The organism is Pseudomonas sp. VS40 (assembly GCF_018587885.1).
GTDB classification, from domain to species: Bacteria; Pseudomonadota; Gammaproteobacteria; order Pseudomonadales; family Pseudomonadaceae; genus Aquipseudomonas; species Aquipseudomonas pergaminensis.
Map to the genome: position 1 here is coordinate 115,095 of NZ_JAGYWD010000005.1, position 20,835 is coordinate 135,929.

Consider the following 20,835-nt stretch of genomic DNA (forward strand, 5'->3'; position numbering starts at 1 on the left):
GAAGGTCATCCTTGTGAACCAACTTCTCGCCATGCGTGCCTTTGTCCGCGTCGTCGAAACCCGCTCATTCAGTCGTGCATCCGACCAGTTGGCGCTGCCGCGCTCCACCGTGAGCAAGCTGATCACCGACCTTGAGAAGCACCTCGGCATCAAGCTGATGCACCGCACCACACGGGCTCTGGCGCCAACGTCCGAGGGGTTGGAGTATTACCAACATGCCCGGCGCCTGGTCGCAGAATTGGACGAAGTGGATAGCGCCATCCGTGGGCAAGTCCTCAAGCCCGGCGGGCATCTGCGGGTGGATGCGCCGGCGTCGTTTGCCAATTGCCTGCTGATTCCGGCGCTGGTGGATTTTCATCGCGAGTATCCCGATATCACCATTGCCTTGGGTATCAGTGATCGTTCGGTGAATATTGTGGGGGAAGGGGTGGACTGCGTGATCCGTGCCGGCAAGCTGGATGACATGGCGATGATCGGGCGCAAGGTGACCGACCTGGAGTATTTGACCTGTGCGGCCCCTGATTACCTGGAGCGCCGAGGTGTGCCGCTTTCCCCGGAGGATCTGGCGCTCAACCACCTCAAGGCCGGCTATTTTTTTGCCGGCTCCGGTAAGGCGGAGCCACTGATTTTCGAGCAGGGTGACAGGCGCATCGAAGTGGGCGATTGCGCCTACTCCACCAACGAAGGCAACGGCCTCAAGGAAATGCTGCTCGCCGGCTTGGGCGTCGGGCAGCATTTCAAAGCCATCGTTCAGTACTACGTGGACAATGGCCAATTGGTCAGTGTGCTGCCACAGTGGTCGCGTCCAGCCACGCCGCTGCACATCCTCTATCCACCCAATCGTCACCAGAGCGCGCGGCTCAAGGTGTTTGTCGAATGGGTGATCCGCAGGTTCGGGGTCAGGGAATAATCGCGGTCACGCGGATTTCCACGCGCATGGTCGGCAAACCCAGGAATTCGACACCGACCTGCGTCCAGATCGGCGCATGGTGGGGCATGTACTGGCGGTAGTGCTTGACCATCGCTTCGTTGACTTCGGGGGGTAAGCCACCGACGTGGTAGGAGTTGACGTGAATCACGTGCTCCCAACGTGCGCCGGCGGTGGCCAGGGTGCGTTCCAGGTTATGGAACGCCTGGGCGATTTCCTCGGCCAGGTCGGTGGGAATCTGGAACTCATCGTCCCAGCCGCCCTGGCCTGAGGTTTCCACGCGATTACCGACTTTTACTGCTTGCGAGTAATGCAGGTGCTCGCGCATGTAATCGCCGTAGCCTGGAGTGACAAAAAATTCGGGCGTGCTCATGGTGTTTCCTCACGTTCAGTACAAGACCGGACCCAAGTTAAAGCAGCCAATACGCGAACAAAATCCCGAATTTATGCCATGACTATCTATCCATATGGACAATCGGTTGCGGTTCGGCAGGCGCCAGGTTGACCGGCTTGCGGTACAGGCCCACAGCCAGACCCGCGATGATGATGCCGATGGAGATCAGGTTGGGCGTAGAAATGCGCTCATCGAGCATCAGCATCGAGCTGGTGATGCCGAACACCGGAATCAGCAGTGACAGCGGCGCCACGGTAGACACCGGGTACAGCTTGAGCAGCGAGTTCCAGCCCCAGTAGGCAAAGTGCGTCGCCAGGTACACCTGGAACAGGATCGACAGGACTGCCGTGAGGTCGAGGCTGGTTTGCAAGCCCTCGAAGGCGGCGCCCCCGTGCATCAACCAGGCTGTGAGGAACAGCGGGATCGGCGGGATCAGGCTGGCCCAGACCATGAACGAGAAGATCTCTTTGACCCCGGATTTCTTGATGATGACGTTGCCCACGCTCCAGGCCACCGCGCTGAGGACGATCAACATGACCCCCAGCACGGCGTGGTTGCCTTCCTGGGTGGAGATGATCCCTGCCAGGCCGACCAAGGCCAACACGGCGCCGACCATCTGCGCGCCACGGATTTTCTCTTTGAACAGCACAAAGCCCCAGCCCATGGTGAAGAACACGCTGAGTTGAATGATCAATGAAGCAATACCGGGGCTCACCCCCACCTGGATGCCGTAGTTGATCACGCCCCACATGCCCAACCCGAAGATGAAGCCGTAGGCGGCCACGTAGCTGAACTTGACGGCGGGGCGCTTGATAAAGAACACCAGCGGCAAGGCGGCGAGGGCGAAGCGGATACCCGTGAGCACAAACGGGTCGATGGCACGCAGGCCCAATTTGGTGATAGGGAAGTTGACCCCCCACACCAGGGTGACGAGCACGGCGAGTGATAAATGTTTTTTCAGCATGGACCCTCCTTGGGTCAGGCGGCACACCGCAAACGCGGTGCGCCGCCGGGAAGTCAGTTCAAGGCGAACCGTTTTTGCATCAGGCACAGCCCGGCGATTTCCATCAGCAGGTTGTCTGCCGAAGCGCGTTGGGCGGTGGACAAGCTTGGCAGGGTTGCCAGCAAGGCGCGTACTTTACGTGGATCGAAGAACGGCACGTTGCTCAATGCCGGGCCGCTCAATACGTCGTTGATCATTTCATACAGCTTCGATTGCGGGCTCTCGGACGCCGGTGGCGCGCGGAAGTATTGTTTCTTGCGGTCCAGCACGGCTTGCGGCACATACGGGCGCATGGCCTCGCGCAGGGCGTATTTTTCGGTGGCGCCGCGCACTTTCATGTTCACCGGCAAGCGGCACGCGGCCTCGATCACCTGGTGATCCAGCAGCGGCGGACGGCCTTCCAGGCTGCCGGCCATTTCCATGCGGTCGCCCAGGGAGGTGAGTACCACATTGGGCAGGCTGGACTTGGCCACCATGTACAGCGAGCGATTGACCGGCTCCCAGCCATTGAGCGCCCGTGGGCTCAGGCGATCGTAGAAATCGCGATAGGCATCGGTATTGCTGAAGCGCTCACGGAAGTCATCGTTGTACAGCTGCGCCAGGGGGCCGAACAGCGCCGACTGGGTTTGCAGCCAGGACACGCCGTGGCCCAGTTCGTCCTGCACCCATTTCACATCGTTCTTTGCACCGGGCAGGTAGCGATCTTCGCTGGCGTGCAGGCGCCGGGTGAGTTCGGCGATGGCCGTCGGATCCTGGTTTTCGTGGTTGTACAGCACCATGTCGCGACGATAGTGCGGGTAGCCGCCGAAGACTTCGTCGGCACCTTCACCAGTGAGTACGGCGCGCATGCCCTGGTTCTGCACGTATTTGCACAGCAGGTACTTGGCCACGCTGTGAGCGTTGGCGAAGGGCATTTCGGCGTGCCACAGGGCATTTTCGAAGTTATCCGCCATGTCGGAGGAGTTCACCGACAGCACGTTGAGGTGGGCACGGTTATGCCGTGCGGCCACTTCGGCGTACTGGCGTTCGTCGTAGGCCTGCTCGCCTTCGAACGACAAGTGGAACGCCTGCAATGGCTGGCCGGTCAGCTCGGTGGCGATGCCGAGCATGGCCGACGAGTCGAGACCGCCACTCAGGCACACACCGACCGGTACATCGGCATGCAGGCGCAGGCGCACGGATTCTTCGATGGTGTTGCGCAGGGACTCGATCATCTCGGCTTCACTGCGCTGCTCGGTGGCTTGGGCGTCCGGGAAGTCCCAGTCCCAATACTGTTCGGTTTGCAGGCCGCTTTCATCGGCGATGATCCAGCAACCTGGTTTCACGCTGCGAATATTGTTGAACACAGTCCGGTCGCGCAGGATGAAACCGCGATTGGCGTAGGCTTCGTGGTCCCACTGTGCGGGCACGCCGGCGGCGAGCAAGGCTTTGATTTCGGACGCGAAGTACCAGGCGCCTTCATGCTCGGTGTAGTACAGCGGCTTGACGCCCACTCGGTCACGCACCGCAAACAGCTTTTTGCGCAGGCGATCAAAGATCAGGATGGTGAACTCGCCGCGCAGTTGCTTGAGGCCGCGGACGCCATGGCGGCGGTACAGGTGCATGGCGATTTCGCTGTCGGACGAGGTCTTGAAGCGGCAACCGTAGCCCTCCAGCTCGGCGCGAATGCGTTGATAGTCATAGAACTCGCCGTTGACCATCATCACCAGGTCGCCTTCGTCGGCGACGATCGGCTGGGTGCCGTTGCCCAGGCCGACCAGGCCCAGGCGCACATAGCCAAAGGCGGCCTGGCCCTTGGGGTCGAACCACTGGCTGGAGCTGTCCGGGCCACGGTGATGGATCGCACGCAGGGCGGCATCGAACATGTTGGGGTTGAACGCACGAGGTTGTTTGGCAAAGACGCCAATGTATCCACACATGACATTTACTCTTATGAAATTGTGAAGGTCAGCAGCACGCTGGGTTCAAACAGTAATGGCCGGTTCGCTCATCACTGGCAGCTCAGGCAGCACCGCTTCGGGGTGTATGCCAATGGAGCTGAGGATCTCGGGCATGGCCGAGTAGTCCGCTTCGCCGGTCTCGGTGAATTGAGTCGGTAGCAGCAGCGATTGGTCGCCGAACACTTCGAGCAGTTGCGGCAGGATGATTCGCCACGCCGAAATCTCACGCATCGGGAAGATCCGGATCGAGTTGGCGATGCCGCGGGTGAACAAGGCGGTTTGCTGCGGGGTGAAGTCACCGACCACCTGCTGCACGAACAGCGGGAAGATGTGCTTGTGCACCAGCTCGTCTTTTTTGTGCAGGGCCACCACGTGACGGAACACCGGCTGGATGTCCGGCGCGTCGCTGAGGTCGGCCAGGTAGTCGCTGATAAAGGTCTCCGAGACCAGCGAAAAGGCCAGGCGGTAGACCTTGAAGTCCGCCTCCGACAGGGTGGCCTGGGCCTGGCTCAGGTGGCGGGTCAATTCCAGCTCCGGCCATTTGATGCGCATGCCGCGCTGGGTAATTGCCAGCTCACACATGTTGATCGAAAACAGCGTGTGATAAGCCTCATCCGCCAGGGTTTCGGAAATCGTCGCGGCGCTGGCGGAGCTCAGGCGCGAGCCCAACTGCAGCAGGTCGATGCAGGACGGGCAGATGATCTCGGTTTCGATGGCGATGGTTTTCTGGTTGTAGATGACCCAGCCGGCCGACAGGATCAGCAGCTTCAGGGCATGGGGGTAATCCTGGTAATGCGGGTCATGGGCGAAAGGTAACAGGGCCTCGAGAAAGTCCGGCGCTTGCAGGTCCAGCTGGATATCCGGGCGTTGGGAATCGAGCTTGATCTGTGCGCGTTTATGCCAGCTGCGTTCGATTTTGATCAATCGTTCATCGGTCGCGTCATTGCTGCGATAAAGATCGTCTTGAGTGCTGTGCTGAAACATGGTTTCACCGGGTTGATAGTGAGTTGTGAAGGCCATCCATGGTTTGCCGAGGTGCGCCCGGCAACGTTCACGACCGGGAGTTACACCGCTGGCGCGGTCTGGATCTTGTCCTTCTTGCGATCCAGGAAGTCCGCCAGGCGATCCTGTGTGCGGATGTCCGAAGACACCACGGCAGCAATCAAGGCTTCCGTCATCAGGCCGTCCTGCTGGCTCTGATCGACAATGCGTGGCAGCACGTGGGTCACCGCGTAGTTGGTCATGGGCAGGTTGCCGGCGATCTTGTGCGCCAGCTCGGTGGCCTTGAGCACCGCCTGGCCGACTGGCACCAGGTACTGCGCCACGCCGCGTTCATAGCTTTCCTTGGCGTAGAGCGTGCGGCCGGTGAGCATCATGTCGGTCATCAGGGCGATGCCGGCGATGCGTGGGAAGCGCACCGAGGCGCCGACGCCGACATACAAGCCGCGCATGGCTTCGGGCAGCGAGAAGAAGGCGCTGTCATCCACCACGCGCAGGCTGCAGGCGGTGGCGATTTCCAGGCCACCACCGATGGCGGCACCGGTAATGGCGGCGACGACGGGCACCTTGCCGAACTGGATCAGTTCGAAGGTCTTGTGCCATTCGCGGAAGGCCTGGACGTTGTCGATGACCGATTGATCGCGAATTTCCGACAGGTCCAACCCCGTGCAGAAATGCTGGCTGGTACTGTAGAGCACGGCGGCGCCAATACCTTCGGGTATGTTGGTGAAGGTATCGCGCAGTTCGTGCATGACTTCCAGAGACATGGCGTTTCGCTTCTGCGGGCGATTGAGTCCCACCATCAGAACGGCGCCGTCTACGCTTACGTCCAAGTAGTTTTTGACACTCATTTTCCGAATATCCCTTCGATATGAACCCAACTTGGGGAGCGACGATTCTAGGTGGCAGATTAATGGCCCGCTTGCTATGTCAGGTCATACTTTGACAAAATCGGGCCATGCCGCCGACCTTCACTTTTTCGCCCTATGAACCCGATAGCCCCGAAGCGGTGGTGACGCTGCGCGAATACCCGTCTGGCACTGTGTTTCCCAGGCATACCCATCGGCGCGGGCAGTTCGCCTACGCCTCGACAGGCGCGTTGAAAATGTTCACCGACCTGGGTAACTGGGTGGTGCCGCCCCAGCGGGCGATCTGGGTGCCGGGCGGGGTGTCGCACGAAATGCACATGCGCGGCGATGTGGTGATGCTCAATACCTACCTGGATGACGACGCGGCTCGACGCGCCGGGTTGCAGGACTATTGCCAGGTGTTTGGCGTCTCGCCGCTGTTGCGCCATCTATTGGAGGCGGCGCTGGCGATTGGGCCATCGGCCTCGCCCAGCGTGCGCGATCGTTGCGTGCTGACCTTGCTGATCGACGAAATCGGCACCATGCCCGAGCTGCCGTTGAGCGCGCCGCTGCCTTCGGAATCGCGGCTGGCCCGTTCTTGTCAGCGCTTTCTTGAAGCGCCCACACAGAAAATCTCCATCGGCGAGATGGCGGACTGGTCGAGCATGAGCCGGCGCACCTTTACCCGTAACTTTCGTGAATGCACGGGCATGACCTTTGTGTCGTGGCGCCAGCAGGTGTGCCTGCTGGAGGCGACGGCGCGGCTCAGCCACGGCTCGTCCATCACCGATGTGGCGTTCGAGTTGGGTTTCAGCAGCTCCAGCGCGTTTACCTCGGTGTTTCGCCGTAACCTGGGCGATTCACCGGCGCGATACCTGGCCAAGTCCAAGGCGGCTTCCATCTTCTGAAAGGAAGAGGTGGCCAACGTGGCGCCTTTTGCCCCAGCGGTACGACGTTGAGCCGCGCCCTTTGTTACTATCGCCGTCCCTTGTCACCAGGAGTCACCGCCCCATGCAGCACCAGTGGGATGAAATGCACCGCACCCGCAAGCCCACGTTCTTGATGTGTGGTGAGCCCCAGGGCGATGTGCTTAATTTCTATGTCCACGGTTATTCGGCGTTCTTCAACCGGCAACAATTGGGCAGCTTCAAGGCGCAGTTGGCGGGCATCGAGGGCTCCACCAACCTGATGCTGTTCTGGCCGGCGGGGCATTTCCTGGAGAACCTGTTTGCACCGTTCAAGGATGTGATCGGCGCAATGCTTGGCGGCGGCAGCCTGGGCGCGGCGACTGTCGGGGTGGGCAAGGCAATCGCGTATTTCCTCGATCACTACAAAAGTGTCGAGGCACGGGTGGACGAGGTCGCCAGGAGCTTGCTGCCCGAATTGGCCAATTACCTGCACGGCGAATCCCTGGCAGTCCGGCGTATCAACCTGATTGGCCATTCCCTTGGCGCACGCATTCTGGTCAAGAGCCTGCTCGCCAATCCCGAGACCGCCCGTGAACTGCCATTGGACAATCTGCTGTTGATGGGTGGGGCGATCTGCACGTCGAGCCCTTGGGATGATGTATCGGCGCCGCTCAACGGGCGCGTGATCAATTGCCACTCCAGCAAAGACTGGGCGCTGGCCCTGAAACCGGATACCGAGCGTTGCATCGGCCGCTATGCGATCCCGGTGACGCCGGCGCTGAAGGCCAAGGTCACCAACGTGCATTTGGCGACCTTCGATCATGCCGCCTACTGGCCGCAGTTGCAGACGGTGGTGCAGTACACCGACCTGTTGCACGAGCGGCGCGGCATGATCCGCTCCGACCAGCGCAGCCCGCAGGTGCGTTTTGCCGAAGAGGACACGGAGCTGTTTCCGGCGCTGGTGCAGGCGCGGCCCGAGGAGTTGAAGTTTCTCGCTGAACTGATGGCGCAAAAGCGCAGTGCGACTATCGACGCCACAGTGCGCGAGCCGCTCAAGCTGGCCATCGAGTTGCAGCGCATGGGCGGCGATACCTTTATGAACCTGGCCCGTGGCCACGGCGTGAGTTATCGCCAGATCGCCGAAGATGTGGTGCAGCGGCTGGGGATCAAGTTCGATGAGCCGCTCAATACTGTCGAATTGGCCGACCTTGAAGCCCAGGTCGCCGAAAAGCTCATCGAGCAGTACAAGGACAAACTCAGCAACGCCGACCGCCAGGTGTTCGACGCCGAACTCAAGGCCGCCGCGCAAAAGGAGCAGGGCTTGTTCAACCGTTTCGATGTCGGCCGATCGGCGACCACCGCGTTGAGCGGCACGGCGCTCGCCGGGTTGACCGGGTTTATCCTGCGTCGTGGCGCGGCCACGGCCATCCCGGTGGTGGGCCAGGCACTGGCCGCAGCGATGCTGCTGGTGAGCGGGGTACGCGCGTTTTCCGGCCCGGCGTATTCAATTACCACTCTGGCGGTGCTGGTGATAGGTGTGATTCGCCAGCGCATGGAGCGTGAAGCGCTGAACCAGGAGATGGACCTGGTGGTGCAAGTGGTCGAAGCGTTCGACTTGCCGCGGGAGACGGTGATGCGCACGGTCGCATCCGACTGATAAGCTGCGTCTCTATCAAGTGTGTTTGCCTGGGATACCGCGTGAAATTCAGCCTGCCAAAAATCGCTACCGCCCCCTTTTGCCCGCCGGAAGTCGCCGGTTCCGTCGCCGTTGACCCCAAGGCTTCGTTCTTCAAGCGCGCGCTGATGTTCGCCGGCCCAGGCTTGCTGATCTCCATTGGCTACATGGACCCAGGCAACTGGGCCACGGCCATCGAGGCGGGCTCACGTTACGGTTACAACCTGCTGTTCGTGGTGTTGCTGGCCAGCCTGGCGGGGATGGCGGTGCAGTGCCTGTGCTCGCGGTTGGGCATTGCCACCGGAAAAGACCTGGCGCAACTGTGCCGTGAGCGCTACAGCAAGCGATCCGCACGCACCCAGTGGGTGCTTGCGGAAATCTCCATTATTGCCACCGACCTCGCCGAAGTACTCGGCTGTGCCCTGGCCTTTCACCTGCTGCTGGGGGTGTCACTGACCACCGGCATTGTCATCACTGCCTTCGATACCTTGTTGATCCTGGCCCTGCAGAACCGCGGTTTCCGCCGCCTTGAAGCGATCATGCTGGCGCTGGTGGCGACCATCGGCGTGTGTTTCTTCATCGAACTGGTCCTGATCAAACCTTACTGGCCCGACGTGTTCAGTGGTTTCACCCCATCGTTGTCGGCCATCAGCGATGCTGCGCCGCTGTACCTGGCCATCGGTATTCTCGGGGCCACGGTAATGCCCCATAACCTCTACCTGCACAGCTCCATCGTGCAAACCCGCCTGATCGGCAAGGACCTCGCCAGCAAACAGGACGCGGTCAAGCTGGCGCGTATCGACACCATCGGCTCACTGGCCCTGGCTTTGCTGGTCAATGCGGCGATCCTGGTACTCGCCGCCGCCGCCTTCCACAAGACGGGCCACACTGACGTGGTGGAAATCCAGGACGCCTACCACCTGCTCGATCCTCTGGTGGGCGGCGCGTTCGCCAGCATCCTGTTCGGCATCGCCTTGCTGGCCTCCGGGCAAAGCTCCACCTTTACCGGCACCATCGCCGGGCAAGTGATCATGGAGGGCTACCTCAACCTGCGCATTCCCTGCTGGCAACGGCGCCTGATCACGCGCGGGCTGGCGCTGATCCCGGCGTTCCTGGGCGTATGGCTGATGGGCGACGATGCCATTGGCAAGCTGCTGATCCTCAGCCAGGTGGTTCTCAGCCTGCAGTTGCCGTTTGCGCTGTATCCATTGATCCGCATGACCGGCGACAAACAGCTGATGGGGCCGTTCGTGAATCGCCTGCCCACCCGGTTGCTGGCGTGGTTCCTGTTTGCAGTGATCAGCGGGGCAAATGCCTGGTTGATTGGGCAGTGGGTGTTGGGTTGATAGTTCAGGTAGAACAAGAGGACCTGAGTTCGAATGTGTCCAGCGTGTGCTTGAGCTAACGTCACCGTTACTACGCATGTCGTATTCATGAACGCTGTTCCATCGCGGAAGTTGCCCAAGTCTGCCGCACTACGCTTTGGCCAAAAATACTGGCTGGCAAAATCAGATCCTACCTGCTTTTTGAGGTAGGAAATGCCCTCAGTGGTGAGGCTCTACAGGTCACCGATCCCAATACGGCACCCCACCAAAACACTCCACGAAGTAATCAATCACCGTCCGCACCTTCAGCGACAAACGCCGGCTTCCAGGCCACAACGCCGCAATCTGCTGCGGCTCCAGGGTCGTCGCCACTTCGTACTCCGTCAGCACCGCGTGCAAAGTGCCTGCACGCAGGCCTTCGCCGATCAACCAGGAAGGAAACACCACCAGCCCCAGCCCCTGCTCGGCGGCGTGGGTCAGGGTGTCGGCGTGGTTGCCGGTGATCGGGCCCTTGACGCTATAGGGTGTCCAGTCGCCCTGGCCTTTGCGGAAGAACCAGCGTTGCTGGCCGGTGATGCCTTTGTAGGCCAGGCACTGGTGGTTGCTCAGCTCGTCGGGGTGTTGGGGCGTGCCGTGCCGGGCCAGGTAGGCAGGGCTGGCGGCAATCCGAAAGCGTTGGGGCGCGAAGATGCGTGCCTGCATGCTGGAGTCGTTGAGCACGCCGATGCGGAACAGCAGGTCGGTGCCATCTTGCAGTGGGTCGACGTAGGTGTCGGTCTGCTGGATATCCAGTTGTAGCTTCGGGTAGCGCCGGCACAACTCGCCCAACCATGGGGAAATGTGGCGCTGGCCGAAGACCATCGGCGCATTGATGCGCACCAGGCCGCTGGGTTCGCTTTCCTGTTCCTGCAGGGCTTGGCCGGCGGCTTCGAGTTGTTCGAGCATCAACCGCGCATGCCGCCCGAGCAGGCGTCCGGCCTCGGTAGGGCTGACCGCGCGGGTGTGGCGGTACAGCAACTGTTGGCCGAGGGCCTGTTCCATCAACTGTATCTGGCGGGAGATGGAGGAGGGCGCGAGGCCCTCACGGCGGGCCACTTCGGAAAAGCTGCCGAAATCCAGCACGGCGACAAACAGGCGCAGCGCTTTGAAGCTCAGTTCATTCAAGCCTTGCATCATGCCTCCAGGTTGTGCGTTTTGCGCAAAGGTGTTGTCGGCATGCTCCCATTTATCGCACAGGACGGCCACCGGATAATGCGCGTCATCCAATCCTTTGTTGATGTGCAGGTGATGTATGCAAGCAAGTGCTGTTGAGGGCGTGGCGCACGCCAAGCCGAAGAAAAATGCCCTGCGGCTGCTGTTGCTGCCGCTGGTGATCCTGGCCGGCATGGGCCTGTCGGTGGAGGCGGGGTTACTCGGACCGCTGGGGGTGCAGGTCGGCCATCTGTGGGCAACCCTGAGCATTTTCGGGGTGGGCTCGGCGATCCTGTATCTGCTGCTGCTGTTCAGTGGCCCGCAAAAGGGCCCGGCACTGTCCGAGCTGCCGCGCTGGCAGTTGATCGGCGGTTTCCTGGGGCCGATCTACGTGGTGGTGCTCACGCTCGCCACGCCGCATATCGGCATTGCGATGACCATGATTGCGATTTTGTCCGGCCAGGTCGGCAAGAGTGTGTTGATCGACCATTTCGGCTGGTTCGGCACAGCGCGCAAGCGGGTCAATGGTGAACGCTGGATTGCCCTGGCGTTGATTGTGGTGGCACTTGTTCTGATTGCACGGGGTTAAGGCGATGAATCTGATTTTGTTATTGGTCGTTGTGGTTGCCGCCGGTGCGGTGTTGAGTGTGCAGGCGGCTATCAATGGTCGCCTGGGTCAGACCGTGGGTGTGTTGCGTGGCAGCCTGGTGACCTTTGTGGTGGGGGCGATTGTCACCTCGCTGCTGATCCTGTTCTTTGAGCCCGCCCAGGCAGTGAGCCTGCTGCAGGTACCGAAATGGCAACTCACCGGCGCGTTGTTCGGCGTGGTGTACATGATGGTGATGGTCGGCGCGGTACCGGTGGTCGGCACGGCCGTCGCGACCGTCGCGGTGATCGTCGGCCAACTGGGCATGGGCATGCTGATCGACAACTTCGGCTGGCTGGGCAACCCGGCCATCGAATTGTCGGGCAGCCGGATCGTGGCGATGGCCTGCCTGGCGTTGGCGCTGGTGTTCATGTACCGCAGCAATACCCGCACCGACTGATGGTTTGAACCATCGACGGCGGGCCACAGTCACTGCTTAAGGTGCCGGCGCCCGCCGCACTGGGACGACCATGAAGAAGGAGTCTGACATGCCAGATAAAACCTGTGCCTGCCCACACTGCAAGTGCGTACTGGGAGCCGATGCGATAATGAAGGACGGCAAGGGCTATTGCTGCCAGGGCTGTGCCGAGCACCATGCCCATGGTGAACCGTGTGCATCGGCCACCGGCTGCGAATGCGCGAAGTCAGCCAAGGGCTGAATGCGGTCAAGAATGTAGGAGCTGGCTTGCCTGCGATGGCGTCGACTAGGTGTGCCTGATGTACCGAGGTGCCTGCATCGCAGGCAAGCCAGCTCCCACATTTGGATCGCGGGGTGACAGTTAGATTGTGGTCGGCTGTCAGGCCGCCAGCGGCAGCAAGCTCGCAAAGGTATCCGTGTTCCGTGGGCTACTGAGTTTCCAGTTCAAGCCGCAGGCTATGGTCTGACAAGCGCTGACGGTCCTTCACGATGGCGCTGGTGCGCCGCCCCTCCAGCGCAAACACCACAGTGTGTGCCGCGTGCAGGTCGTCCGGTAAAGGCTGGAACACCTTCAGCACTGTCCAGCCAGGTTGTTGCTGCAAACTCACCTGGCATTCGACATGTTTGGCCATTGGCCCGAATAGAGTGTCCTGGGTGTAGTCAATGCGCGCCTTGCCATTGACCCGTACCGGTAAATCCATGGTTCTCTCCCTGATCAAGCCTGGGCGCGCGCATCCGAGCGGCGCCATTGCACGTTGGTGATGCCGAATTTTTCCGCCTGCTGTTGGCTGGTCTTTTTCACTTGCTCGCGGGCAAAGCGGCCGATACGGCCCACGCCGGCGTCACAACTCGCCCAGTGCCAGGCTTCGGCAGCATCCAGTTTTTCCAATCGAATGATGAACGACTTGGGTTCGCCATGCAGGGTGTAATCGATCACAAACAGCTTTGCGTTATTCATTGGTCCATTGACCCTCCCGGTATAAGCAAGTGATCACCTGCGGCTGTAAAAATTCACTCGGATTGTCGAGCGGTGGTCATTACCATGGCGGCTCACCCCTGATTGATGTGCACCCCATGGCCCAGGCTGCGCCCCCCGACCTCAGTGATCACGCCGTTCCCGTGCAGCCCCTGGCGCGCACCTACCCGCGTGGGCTGTACGTTGAACCCCACAGCCACGACTGGGGCCAGTTGCTCTACGCCATGAGCGGCGTGATGTGGGTCGAGACCCCGCGTGAAGCGCTGGTGGTGCCGCCGCAGCGCGCCGTATGGCTGCCGCCAGGTGTGGAGCATGGGATTCGTGTGGTGTCGGATCTGCAGATGCGCAATATCTACCTGCGCCCGGCGCTGGCGGCGACGCTGGACAGCCAGGTACAGGTGATCGAAGTCGGTGGGTTGCTGCGGGAGTTGATCGTCACGCTGGTGGACGAGGGCGACAACGGTGAGGCGGATTACTACGATGCAGTGGTCAGCCTGGCCCTGCTGGAGCTGCAACGGGCGCGCCGCTCGCAAATCCGCATTGCCATGCCGGTGGAGGCAGACCGCCGCCTGATCAATGCCTGCCAGGCGGTCATGGCCGCCCCGTCCCTGGAGGTCCCGTTCGAACAGCATGCCGAAACCGCCGGTGCCAGTGTGCGCACCCTGGCGCGGCTGTTCCAGAACCACCTGGGCATGGGCTTTGCCGAGTGGCGCCGCCAGGTGCAACTGGCCACGGCGGTGGCGGAGTTGATCCAGGGCCAGTCTGTCAGCGGCATCGCCCGTTCTCTCGGCTACTCACCCAGCAGTTTCAGCGACATGTTCCGCCGCGAACTCGGCGTGGCGCCTTCGCACTACGTGGGTTGAGGGTTTGGCCGAAATCCTGAAGTACTTGGCCGATGCTTCAGGATTCGGCTCTCTACACTGAGCGCAACCACCTACACGGCGCTCACCTCATGAACTACCTGATTTCCCTCGCCATCGGCCTGTTTGTCGGCGTGATCTACGGCGCCCTGGATTTCCGCTCGCCAGCCCCCCCGGCCATCGCCTTGATCGGCCTGATGGGCATGCTGCTGGGCGAAAAGCTCTGGCTCATGGGCCGGCTGTGGGTGAGCACCTGGTTGTCTTGATCCCTTTTTACTCTTCGATGGATATTGGCCATGAAAGCACTGCAATTTACCGCCACCGGCGATCTCGCCGCCCTCAGCGTAGTCGACGTCGCCACACCGGTGCCGGCCGAGGGTGAAGTGCTGGTACAGATCAAGGCCGCGGGCCTCAACCCCAGCGACGTCAAAAACGTGCTCGGCCGTTTTCCCTACACCACCTTGCCACGCATTCCCGGTCGCGACTTCGCCGGCGTCGTCGTGGAGGGGCCAAAAGAATGGGTAGGCCAGGACGTCTGGGGCACAGGCCGCGACCTGGGGTTCTTTGCCGACGGTTCCCATGCCCAATACCTCACCGTCTCGGCCAAGGGCGTGGCGCACAAACCCACCCACCTGAGTTTCGCCCAGGCCGCCAGCCTCGGCGTGCCGTACACCACCGCCTGGGATGCGCTGGAGCGCAGCGGTGTGGCGAAAGGCACGCGGTTGCTGGTGATTGGCGCCAATGGTGCCGTGGGTAGCGCGGCATTGGCTTTGGCGAAGATTCGCGGGGCCCAGGTGCTGGCTGCGGTGCGTCGACCGGAGCAGGTTGCAGCCTTGCAGGGGCAGGGCTTTGAGGCGATTGCCCTGGGCAATCCGGAAGAACTGGGTTCGCAGGTGAATGCCGTGTTCACGGGCGGCGCCGACGTGATCTTCGACACCACCGGTTTCTGGCTGCCGGCGGCTGTGGCAGGCCTGGCGCCGTTCGGTCGCATTGCAATCATCGCGGCACCGGTGGACGGCCATGTGCAACTGCCGGCCCTGTCCTTGTACCGCAAGGGTGGCTCGGTGGTGGGGATCAATTCGTTGCTCTACAACTGCGAGCAATGCGCGGTGATGCTGGAGCAGTTCGGGCGCTTCTTTGATGAAGGCCTGCTGCCGTTGCCCACGGGCCTGCGTGAAGTCGCGTTGGCAAATGGCGTGCAGTGTTATGAAGAAGTGAACCAGGGCAGCGCCGACAAAATCATCTTCGTGCCCTGACACAGCCCCTGTAAGCGCCGGCAAGCCGGCGCCTACAGAATCATCAGGCTTCGGGAACGCCTTTTTCCCATGCGGACCAGTTCTTCAGGATCGCCTGCACCAGCGGGTTGCCAGTGCGGTACAGGTTCTCCAGCGCCGGCACGAAGCCGCCTTGATCGGCGTATTTCAGCAGGTTGTCCACTTCACTGTAGCCAGGGTACGGGCGGTCGAAGTCCGACCCTGCGCGCACCACTGCCAGGCGTTGGATATCCACCAGGCCTTCGCGGCTGGCGCGTAGCAGGGCTTCATAGGTGGAATTGTCTTCCTGCTGGGTGGTGCAGTACTCGCCTTTGTTGTCGGTCAGCAACTTGGTCCAGACTTCGGCGCGCTCACTCAAGCGCGTGCCGGAGAACCAAGTGTTGCCCGCGAGGGTGTCACAGCGGGTGACTTGCGGCGGCTGGTTGGCTGGGGCGGCAGGGTAGTGTTTGCGCCAGGCGCTGGATTCCTTGCTTTCGGTCAGCTCGACTTTCTGCGACAAGGCGAAGGCCTTGGCCTGCAACTTGGGGTTCAGCTCAAACACTTCGGTCTTGTAGTCCAACGGAGGTTTTTCGTTGGGCCCCTTGGTGTTGATGCCGATATAGCCGGTCGGCCAATCCTTGGGGGCATCCCGTGAATCCAGCTCCCACTGAGTGCCGAACTCCACCAGGTAATGCGCCCAGGCGGCGGTGCCGATGGTGCCATGCTTGGGGCTGATACCGGCAATCCCGGCGATCAGGAAATAGCTCTGGCGCAGGTCGAACTTGGGCGACAAGGCCAGGGCGAGGGTGGAGGCCGCGGCATTGGTCTGGCCCATGCCGGTTACCAGCAGGCACACGTCCTGGGTGTTGCAGCGGATTACCGGGTATTCGGCGGACAGTCCCGGCACGCGCACTTCCTGCTTGAGTGCCAGGCGGTCGATCCAGGTTTGTGCCTCCGGGGCGAACATGGTGATCAGCATGACCTTGGGTTTGATCGGCGCAGGCGCATCCGCCAGCACCACGTGGGGTAGCAGGGCCAGGCCGACGGCCATTGAGAGACGTTTGAACGCTTTCATCTAAAGCTCCTTGATTAGAATTGATAGCCCACGCCAGCGTAGTAACCCCAGCCATCAGAACGGGCGCGGAAGTTGCCTTCGCCGAAATTCAACTCGCTGCCATCTTCCCAGTTGCCGCCGTTATGGAAGTACCGGCCGACCAGGGTGAAACGCAGGTGGGTGAACGAATACAGCAGCACGTTGGTGGCCACCAGGGAGTTGGCGGTGCGCGCTGGGTTGTCCTTGTGCAGGTCCGAACCGAAATCGTAATTGGTGAAGCCGATATAGGTCAGTGATGCGCCGTTGTCGAACTTGCCGATGGGCACGATGTACTTCATTTGCGCACGGTAACCGTCCCAGGAGTATTCATTGCTGGCGCCATAGTTTTCCCACTGGTAACGCCCGTAGAAGTTGGCCGACAGGTTGACCCGCGAGTGGGTGTCGATGTCGGTGCCGAGGCCGCTGTACAGGGTGTTGGCGCGGTTTTCCTTGTTGCTGCCGTGGTCGTAGATCCAGTCGAACGCCACGTACCATTCCTTGAACGGTCCGAAGGCCAGGCTGCGGCCCGCCAGGTAGTCGATGGAAATGCGCGGCTCATGCTCCATGAACACCGGCGAACCATGGTCCCACACGCCTTTGTCATTACTGTTACCGATGGTGAGGATCTTCGGCACGTCGATGTAGCCGTACAACTCGAACGGCCCTTTGCGGCCGAAGTACTCGTACTCCAGGTAGACATCATCCTGCGGCTTGGGGCCGAAGCTGATGTCTTTGCTGCCGATCAATGTCAGGTCCTGGTTGAACCAGTCCGACAGGTACACGCCTTTTTTCGCCGGGCTGGCTTCAGGACTGAGCGTTTCGCCCTGTGCTGAGTCATCGACGGGTTTTTCCTGCGCCAAAATAGACGCACTGAGTAGTCCCGTAACGGCAGCCAGTAGCAAAGAAACACCAAAGGGGGTAGGACGCCTTGAGGTGGGGTGCATTGAAAATCCCTATTCGTACGCGGTTGAGACCCGATTCTTCGGGTTGAGGTGAACTTGGTTGCCAAGTTCGTACCGCAAACGTTTGCACAGGCTGTACCAACTTTGCTCAATCGATTGATCAGCATGAAAAAAAGTGGAATTAGTCGACCTTTTGGTCAAAATTGACTGGGTGTCATTTTTTCGATGCGCTGGAACAGGTGCATGGCTGTTTCCCGCCGGTAGTCGCTCGGCGTCTGGTGCATTTCGATCCGAAAATGCCGGTTGAAATTGGACAGGTTGGCGTAGCCCACTTCAAAGCAGATGTCCGCCACTGACATATCACTTTGCAGCAACAGCCGGCAGGCGCGTTGCACACGAAACTTGCGCATCAGGTCGATGAAGCCGTGGCCGGTGTTGCGCTTGAAGAAGCGTGAGAAGCCCGGCTCGCTCATTTCCAACTGCTGGGCAATGACCGACAGGCGCACATCGCCGGTCAGTTCGCGGATCAAATAGTCGAACGCCTTGTTGATGCGTTCGGCGCTGCGGGCGTCCAGGGTCGGCGCGTAGCAGGGGCTGGCCAGGGCCTTGACCTGCGGCGGCGGGGCGTTTTTCAGGCTGTCGAGCAGTTGCAGGAACAGGATCAAGCGTTGCAGGCCATGGGCGCTGCCGATGGCTTCCATCAAGTGCGCGGCCTGCAACGCGGTATCGCCGGTAAATTCCAGGCCACGCCGGGCCTGTTCGAACAATGGCTGCAGGTCGCCGAGTTCCGGCAGTGTCTTGCGCAGGGCGAGCAGGGCGGCGCCGTCGAATTGCAGCACCACGTCGCGGCCAGTCAGGTATTCGCCGGGGGCCAACTCGCCAATCCAGTCGTGGGGCAGGTCGGGGCCGATCAGCGCCACATGCCCGGCACTGAACGCACCGATATAGTCGCCGGCCACCAGCTTGCCGCTGCCTTGGCGGATCAGGTGGATTTCAAACTCAGGGTGGTGGTTCCAGCGCGCCAAATCGTAGGGGTAGTCGTGCTCGAACCAACGAAAGCAATGGTCCGGTTCGGGCAGGATCACTTCGAGTTCGGCTGGGCGGTGCTCGAACAACTGGGCGCGGCTGATGGGCATGGCGATGCCTCTTTTATTTATGGAAGGCCTCAAAATACGCGGGTTGACGACTTGGGCGCTACCCCCGGTTTCGCCCGGCACTGATACTTTTTTAACTGTCGGTTGCCGGTTAAAAAAGTACCAGTCGAGCATCCGCCTGGCGTTTGTGAGGGGCTGGCCAAGCTGCTGTAATCGGCGCTCAACAACAAAAACAACAGGTGGAAACCGCTATGTTCAAGCTCCCGCAAGCGTTGTTCCTGCTTTCCGGCCTGGCATTGGCCATGCCCAGCCATGCCGCCGACACCGTCACCATCGCCACAGTCAACAACAGCGACATGATCCGCATGCAGCGCCTGTCCAAGGTGTTCGAAGAGCAGCATCCAGACATCAAGCTCAATTGGGTGGTGCTGGAAGAAAACGTGCTGCGCCAGCGCCTCACCACCGATATTGCCACCCAGGGCGGGCAGTTCGATGTGCTGACCATCGGCACCTACGAAACCCCACTGTGGGGCGCCAAGCACTGGCTGGAGCCGTTGACCCAACTGCCAGCGGACTATGACGTCGAGGATATTTTCCCCTCGGTGCGTCAGGGCCTGTCAGTCGACAACACCCTGTACGCCCTGCCGTTCTATGGCGAGAGCACCGTCACCTACTACCGCACCGACCTGTTCAAGCAGGCGGGGCTGAGCATGCCGGCGCACCCCACCTGGACCCAGCTTGGCGAGTTCGCGTCCAAGCTCACCGCCAAAGACAAGGACCAATATGGCATGTGCCTGCGTGGCAAGGCCGGCTGGGGCGAAAACATCGCTTTGTTGAGCACCATGGCCAACGCCTTTGGTGCGCGCTGGTTCGACGAGCAGTGGAAGCCGGAGCTGACCAGCCCCGAATGGACAGCTGCTGCCAACTTCTACGTCAACACCCTCAAGCAATATGGCCCGCCGGGTGTGTCCAGCAACGGCTTCAATGAAACCCTGGCGCTGTTCAACAGCGGTAAATGCGCGATCTGGGTCGATGCCAGCGTGGCGGGCTCCTTCACCACTGATAAAAGCCAAAGCAAGGTCGCCGACAGCGTAGGCTTTGCCGCCGCCCCCACCGAAGTCACCGACAAAGGTTCCTCGTGGCTCTACGCCTGGTCCCTGGCGATCCCGGCCACCTCCCGGCACAAGGACGCCGCCAAGGCCTTTATCAGTTGGGCGACCTCCAAGGCCTATATCCAACTGGTCGCCGACAAAGAAGGCATCACCAACGTACCGCCTGGCACGCGCCAGTCCACCTATAGCGAGGCGTACCTGAAGGCCGCGCCGTTTGCCCAGGTAACCCTGGCGATGATGAAGCACGCCGACCCCGCGCACCCTTCGGCCAAGCCGGTGCCGTACGTGGGCATCCAGTATGTGACCATCCCTGAGTTCCAGGCCATCGGCACCTCGGTGGGCAAGCTGTTCTCGGCCGCGCTGACCGGTGGCATGTCGGTCGACCAGGCCTTGCTGCAAGCGCAGTCCAGCACCGAGCGCGAGATGAAACGCGCCGGCTACCCGAAATAGTTTTTACAGGACACCTCAATGAAACGACTCGAAGGTAAAAGCGCGCTCATCACCGGATCGGCGCGCGGTATCGGCCGCGCCTTTGCCCAGGCCTATATTGCTGAAGGTGCGACGGTGGCCATCGCCGATATCAACCTGCAACGCGCCCAGGCGACGGCCGCCGAACTAGGCCCGCAAGCCTATGCAGTGGCAATGGATGTCACCGACCAGGCTTCCATCGACGCCGCGATCGCGGCCGTGGTGGCACAGGCCGGCAAGCTGGATATCCTCATCAACAATGCTGCGCTGTTTGACCTGGCGCCCATCGTCGATATTACCCGCGACAGTTACGAGCGGCTGTTCTCGATCAATGTCGCCGGCACGCTGTTCACCCTGCAGGCCGCCGCGCGGCAGATGATCAGCCAGGGCCATGGCGGCAAAATCATCAACATGGCCAGCCAGGCCGGACGCCGGGGCGAGCCGTTGGTGGCGATCTACTGCGCGACCAAGGCGGCGGTGATCAGCCTGACTCAATCGGCGGGGCTGAACCTGATCAAGCAAGGCATCAACGTCAACGCCATCGCACCCGGTGTGGTGGATGGCGAGCACTGGGACGGGGTGGATGCGTTGTTTGCCAGGCATGAAGGGTTGGCGCCGGGCGAGAAGAAGAAGCGGGTAGGGGAGGAAGTGCCCTTTGGGCGGATGGGCACGGCGCAGGACCTGACCGGGATGGCGATCTTCCTGGCTTCGAAGGAGGCCGACTATGTGGTGGCCCAGACCTACAACGTCGACGGCGGCAACTGGATGAACTGACCCTTGTAGGCGCCCGGCAAGCCGGGCT

At 61.1% G+C, this 20,835-nt stretch carries 23 protein-coding genes; 12 read left to right on the forward strand and 11 right to left on the reverse strand.

The features are described 5' to 3' along the window. Positions 1 to 13: 13 nt before the first annotated feature. Entirely contained in the window at positions 14 to 910 is an 897-nt protein-coding gene (locus tag KHP07_RS16430) for a LysR family transcriptional regulator (protein ID WP_352152402.1), read from the forward strand. Here the strand turns inward: KHP07_RS16430 and KHP07_RS16435 are convergent. The 5 genes from KHP07_RS16435 to KHP07_RS16455 form a co-directional block, all read right to left on the reverse strand. After that, positions 900 to 1,301 (reverse strand): RidA family protein, encoded by a 402-nt coding sequence (locus KHP07_RS16435; protein ID WP_214497526.1) that lies wholly within the window; start codon positions 1,299 to 1,301, stop codon positions 900 to 902. The two genes, KHP07_RS16430 and KHP07_RS16435, sit on opposite strands and share 11 nt — an antisense overlap. 82 nt (positions 1,302 to 1,383) lie before the next feature. After that, positions 1,384 to 2,286 carry an EamA family transporter gene (locus tag KHP07_RS16440; protein ID WP_078047914.1) on the reverse strand — a complete coding sequence of 301 codons (903 nt, stop codon included), beginning with the start codon at positions 2,284 to 2,286 and terminating at the stop codon, positions 1,384 to 1,386. A 53-nt stretch (positions 2,287 to 2,339) separates the two neighbouring features. Beyond that, positions 2,340 to 4,244: an asparagine synthase (glutamine-hydrolyzing) gene (gene asnB, locus KHP07_RS16445; protein WP_214497527.1), complete on the reverse strand. Its 1,905-nt coding sequence runs from the start codon at positions 4,242 to 4,244 to the stop codon at positions 2,340 to 2,342. Between the two features lie 45 nt (positions 4,245 to 4,289). Next, positions 4,290 to 5,249: a diiron oxygenase gene (locus KHP07_RS16450; RefSeq protein ID WP_099492483.1), complete on the reverse strand. Its 960-nt coding sequence runs from the start codon at positions 5,247 to 5,249 to the stop codon at positions 4,290 to 4,292. Between the two features lie 80 nt (positions 5,250 to 5,329). Then, entirely contained in the window at positions 5,330 to 6,115 is a 786-nt protein-coding gene (locus KHP07_RS16455; protein WP_078047917.1) for a crotonase/enoyl-CoA hydratase family protein, read from the reverse strand. Positions 6,116 to 6,222: 107 nt separating this feature from the next. On the opposite strand from KHP07_RS16455, the gene KHP07_RS16460 reads away from it, so the two are divergent. The 3 genes from KHP07_RS16460 (at position 6,223) to KHP07_RS16470 (ending at position 10,041) form a co-directional block, all read left to right on the forward strand. Next, complete coding sequence (locus KHP07_RS16460) at positions 6,223 to 7,020, forward strand: AraC family transcriptional regulator (RefSeq protein WP_078047918.1); 798 nt, start codon at positions 6,223 to 6,225, stop codon at positions 7,018 to 7,020. 103 nt (positions 7,021 to 7,123) lie between these two features. Next, positions 7,124 to 8,677, forward strand: a complete 1,554-nt coding sequence (locus KHP07_RS16465; RefSeq protein ID WP_214497528.1) for a DUF726 domain-containing protein — start codon at positions 7,124 to 7,126, stop codon at positions 8,675 to 8,677. A 41-nt stretch (positions 8,678 to 8,718) separates the two neighbouring features. After that, on the forward strand, positions 8,719 to 10,041 hold the full coding sequence (locus KHP07_RS16470; RefSeq protein WP_078047920.1) for an Nramp family divalent metal transporter: 1,323 nt from the start codon (positions 8,719 to 8,721) through the stop codon (positions 10,039 to 10,041). Positions 10,042 to 10,260: 219 nt separating this feature from the next. Here the strand turns inward: KHP07_RS16470 and KHP07_RS16475 are convergent, their stop codons facing one another. Beyond that, on the reverse strand, positions 10,261 to 11,193 hold the full coding sequence (locus KHP07_RS16475; RefSeq protein ID WP_078047921.1) for a LysR family transcriptional regulator: 933 nt from the start codon (positions 11,191 to 11,193) through the stop codon (positions 10,261 to 10,263). Between the two features lie 118 nt (positions 11,194 to 11,311). Here KHP07_RS16475 and KHP07_RS16480 point away from each other — a divergent pair, with 118 nt between their 5' ends. From KHP07_RS16480 to KHP07_RS16490, 3 genes are all read left to right on the forward strand, one after another. After that, positions 11,312 to 11,800, forward strand: a complete 489-nt coding sequence (locus KHP07_RS16480; protein WP_078047922.1) for a DMT family transporter — start codon at positions 11,312 to 11,314, stop codon at positions 11,798 to 11,800. Between the two features lie 4 nt (positions 11,801 to 11,804). Then, positions 11,805 to 12,257, forward strand: a complete 453-nt coding sequence (locus KHP07_RS16485; RefSeq protein WP_078047923.1) for a DMT family transporter — start codon at positions 11,805 to 11,807, stop codon at positions 12,255 to 12,257. Positions 12,258 to 12,345: 88 nt separating this feature from the next. After that, the gene (locus KHP07_RS16490) at positions 12,346 to 12,516 is read left to right on the forward strand and encodes a metallothionein (protein ID WP_078047924.1); all 171 of its coding nucleotides are present in this window, start codon (positions 12,346 to 12,348) and stop codon (positions 12,514 to 12,516) included. A 187-nt stretch (positions 12,517 to 12,703) separates the two neighbouring features. On the opposite strand, the gene KHP07_RS16495 is transcribed toward KHP07_RS16490, so the two are convergent. Then, the gene (locus tag KHP07_RS16495; RefSeq protein ID WP_025855728.1) at positions 12,704 to 12,976 is read right to left on the reverse strand and encodes a hypothetical protein; all 273 of its coding nucleotides are present in this window, start codon (positions 12,974 to 12,976) and stop codon (positions 12,704 to 12,706) included. Positions 12,977 to 12,990: 14 nt separating this feature from the next. Beyond that, positions 12,991 to 13,233 carry a DUF6555 family protein gene (locus tag KHP07_RS16500; protein WP_069023127.1) on the reverse strand — a complete coding sequence of 81 codons (243 nt, stop codon included), beginning with the start codon at positions 13,231 to 13,233 and terminating at the stop codon, positions 12,991 to 12,993. 116 nt (positions 13,234 to 13,349) lie between these two features. On the opposite strand from KHP07_RS16500, the gene KHP07_RS16505 reads away from it, so the two are divergent. From KHP07_RS16505 to KHP07_RS16515, 3 genes are all read left to right on the forward strand, one after another. After that, positions 13,350 to 14,114 (forward strand): AraC family transcriptional regulator, encoded by a 765-nt coding sequence (locus KHP07_RS16505; protein ID WP_100491024.1) that lies wholly within the window; start codon positions 13,350 to 13,352, stop codon positions 14,112 to 14,114. Positions 14,115 to 14,203: 89 nt separating this feature from the next. Next, positions 14,204 to 14,377 (forward strand): DUF1427 family protein, encoded by a 174-nt coding sequence (locus tag KHP07_RS16510; protein ID WP_214497529.1) that lies wholly within the window; start codon positions 14,204 to 14,206, stop codon positions 14,375 to 14,377. A gap of 30 nt (positions 14,378 to 14,407) precedes the next feature. After that, positions 14,408 to 15,367, forward strand: coding sequence for a quinone oxidoreductase family protein (locus KHP07_RS16515; RefSeq protein ID WP_214497530.1), 960 nt, complete (start codon positions 14,408 to 14,410; stop codon positions 15,365 to 15,367). Between the two features lie 43 nt (positions 15,368 to 15,410). On the opposite strand, the gene KHP07_RS16520 is transcribed toward KHP07_RS16515, so the two are convergent. From KHP07_RS16520 to KHP07_RS16530, 3 genes are all read right to left on the reverse strand, one after another. Further along, positions 15,411 to 16,439 (reverse strand): purine-nucleoside phosphorylase, encoded by a 1,029-nt coding sequence (locus tag KHP07_RS16520; RefSeq protein ID WP_078047929.1) that lies wholly within the window; start codon positions 16,437 to 16,439, stop codon positions 15,411 to 15,413. A gap of 14 nt (positions 16,440 to 16,453) precedes the next feature. Next, positions 16,454 to 17,401, reverse strand: a complete 948-nt coding sequence (locus KHP07_RS16525) for a nucleoside-specific channel-forming protein Tsx (RefSeq protein WP_078047930.1) — start codon at positions 17,399 to 17,401, stop codon at positions 16,454 to 16,456. Between the two features lie 155 nt (positions 17,402 to 17,556). Further along, on the reverse strand, positions 17,557 to 18,495 hold the full coding sequence (locus KHP07_RS16530) for an AraC family transcriptional regulator (RefSeq protein WP_214497531.1): 939 nt from the start codon (positions 18,493 to 18,495) through the stop codon (positions 17,557 to 17,559). 260 nt (positions 18,496 to 18,755) lie between these two features. On the opposite strand from KHP07_RS16530, the gene KHP07_RS16535 reads away from it, so the two are divergent. After that, positions 18,756 to 20,015, forward strand: a complete 1,260-nt coding sequence (locus KHP07_RS16535) for an ABC transporter substrate-binding protein (protein ID WP_371857082.1) — start codon at positions 18,756 to 18,758, stop codon at positions 20,013 to 20,015. A gap of 18 nt (positions 20,016 to 20,033) precedes the next feature. Continuing rightward, positions 20,034 to 20,807 carry an L-iditol 2-dehydrogenase gene (locus KHP07_RS16540; protein WP_099492480.1) on the forward strand — a complete coding sequence of 258 codons (774 nt, stop codon included), beginning with the start codon at positions 20,034 to 20,036 and terminating at the stop codon, positions 20,805 to 20,807. Positions 20,808 to 20,835 lie beyond the last annotated feature (28 nt).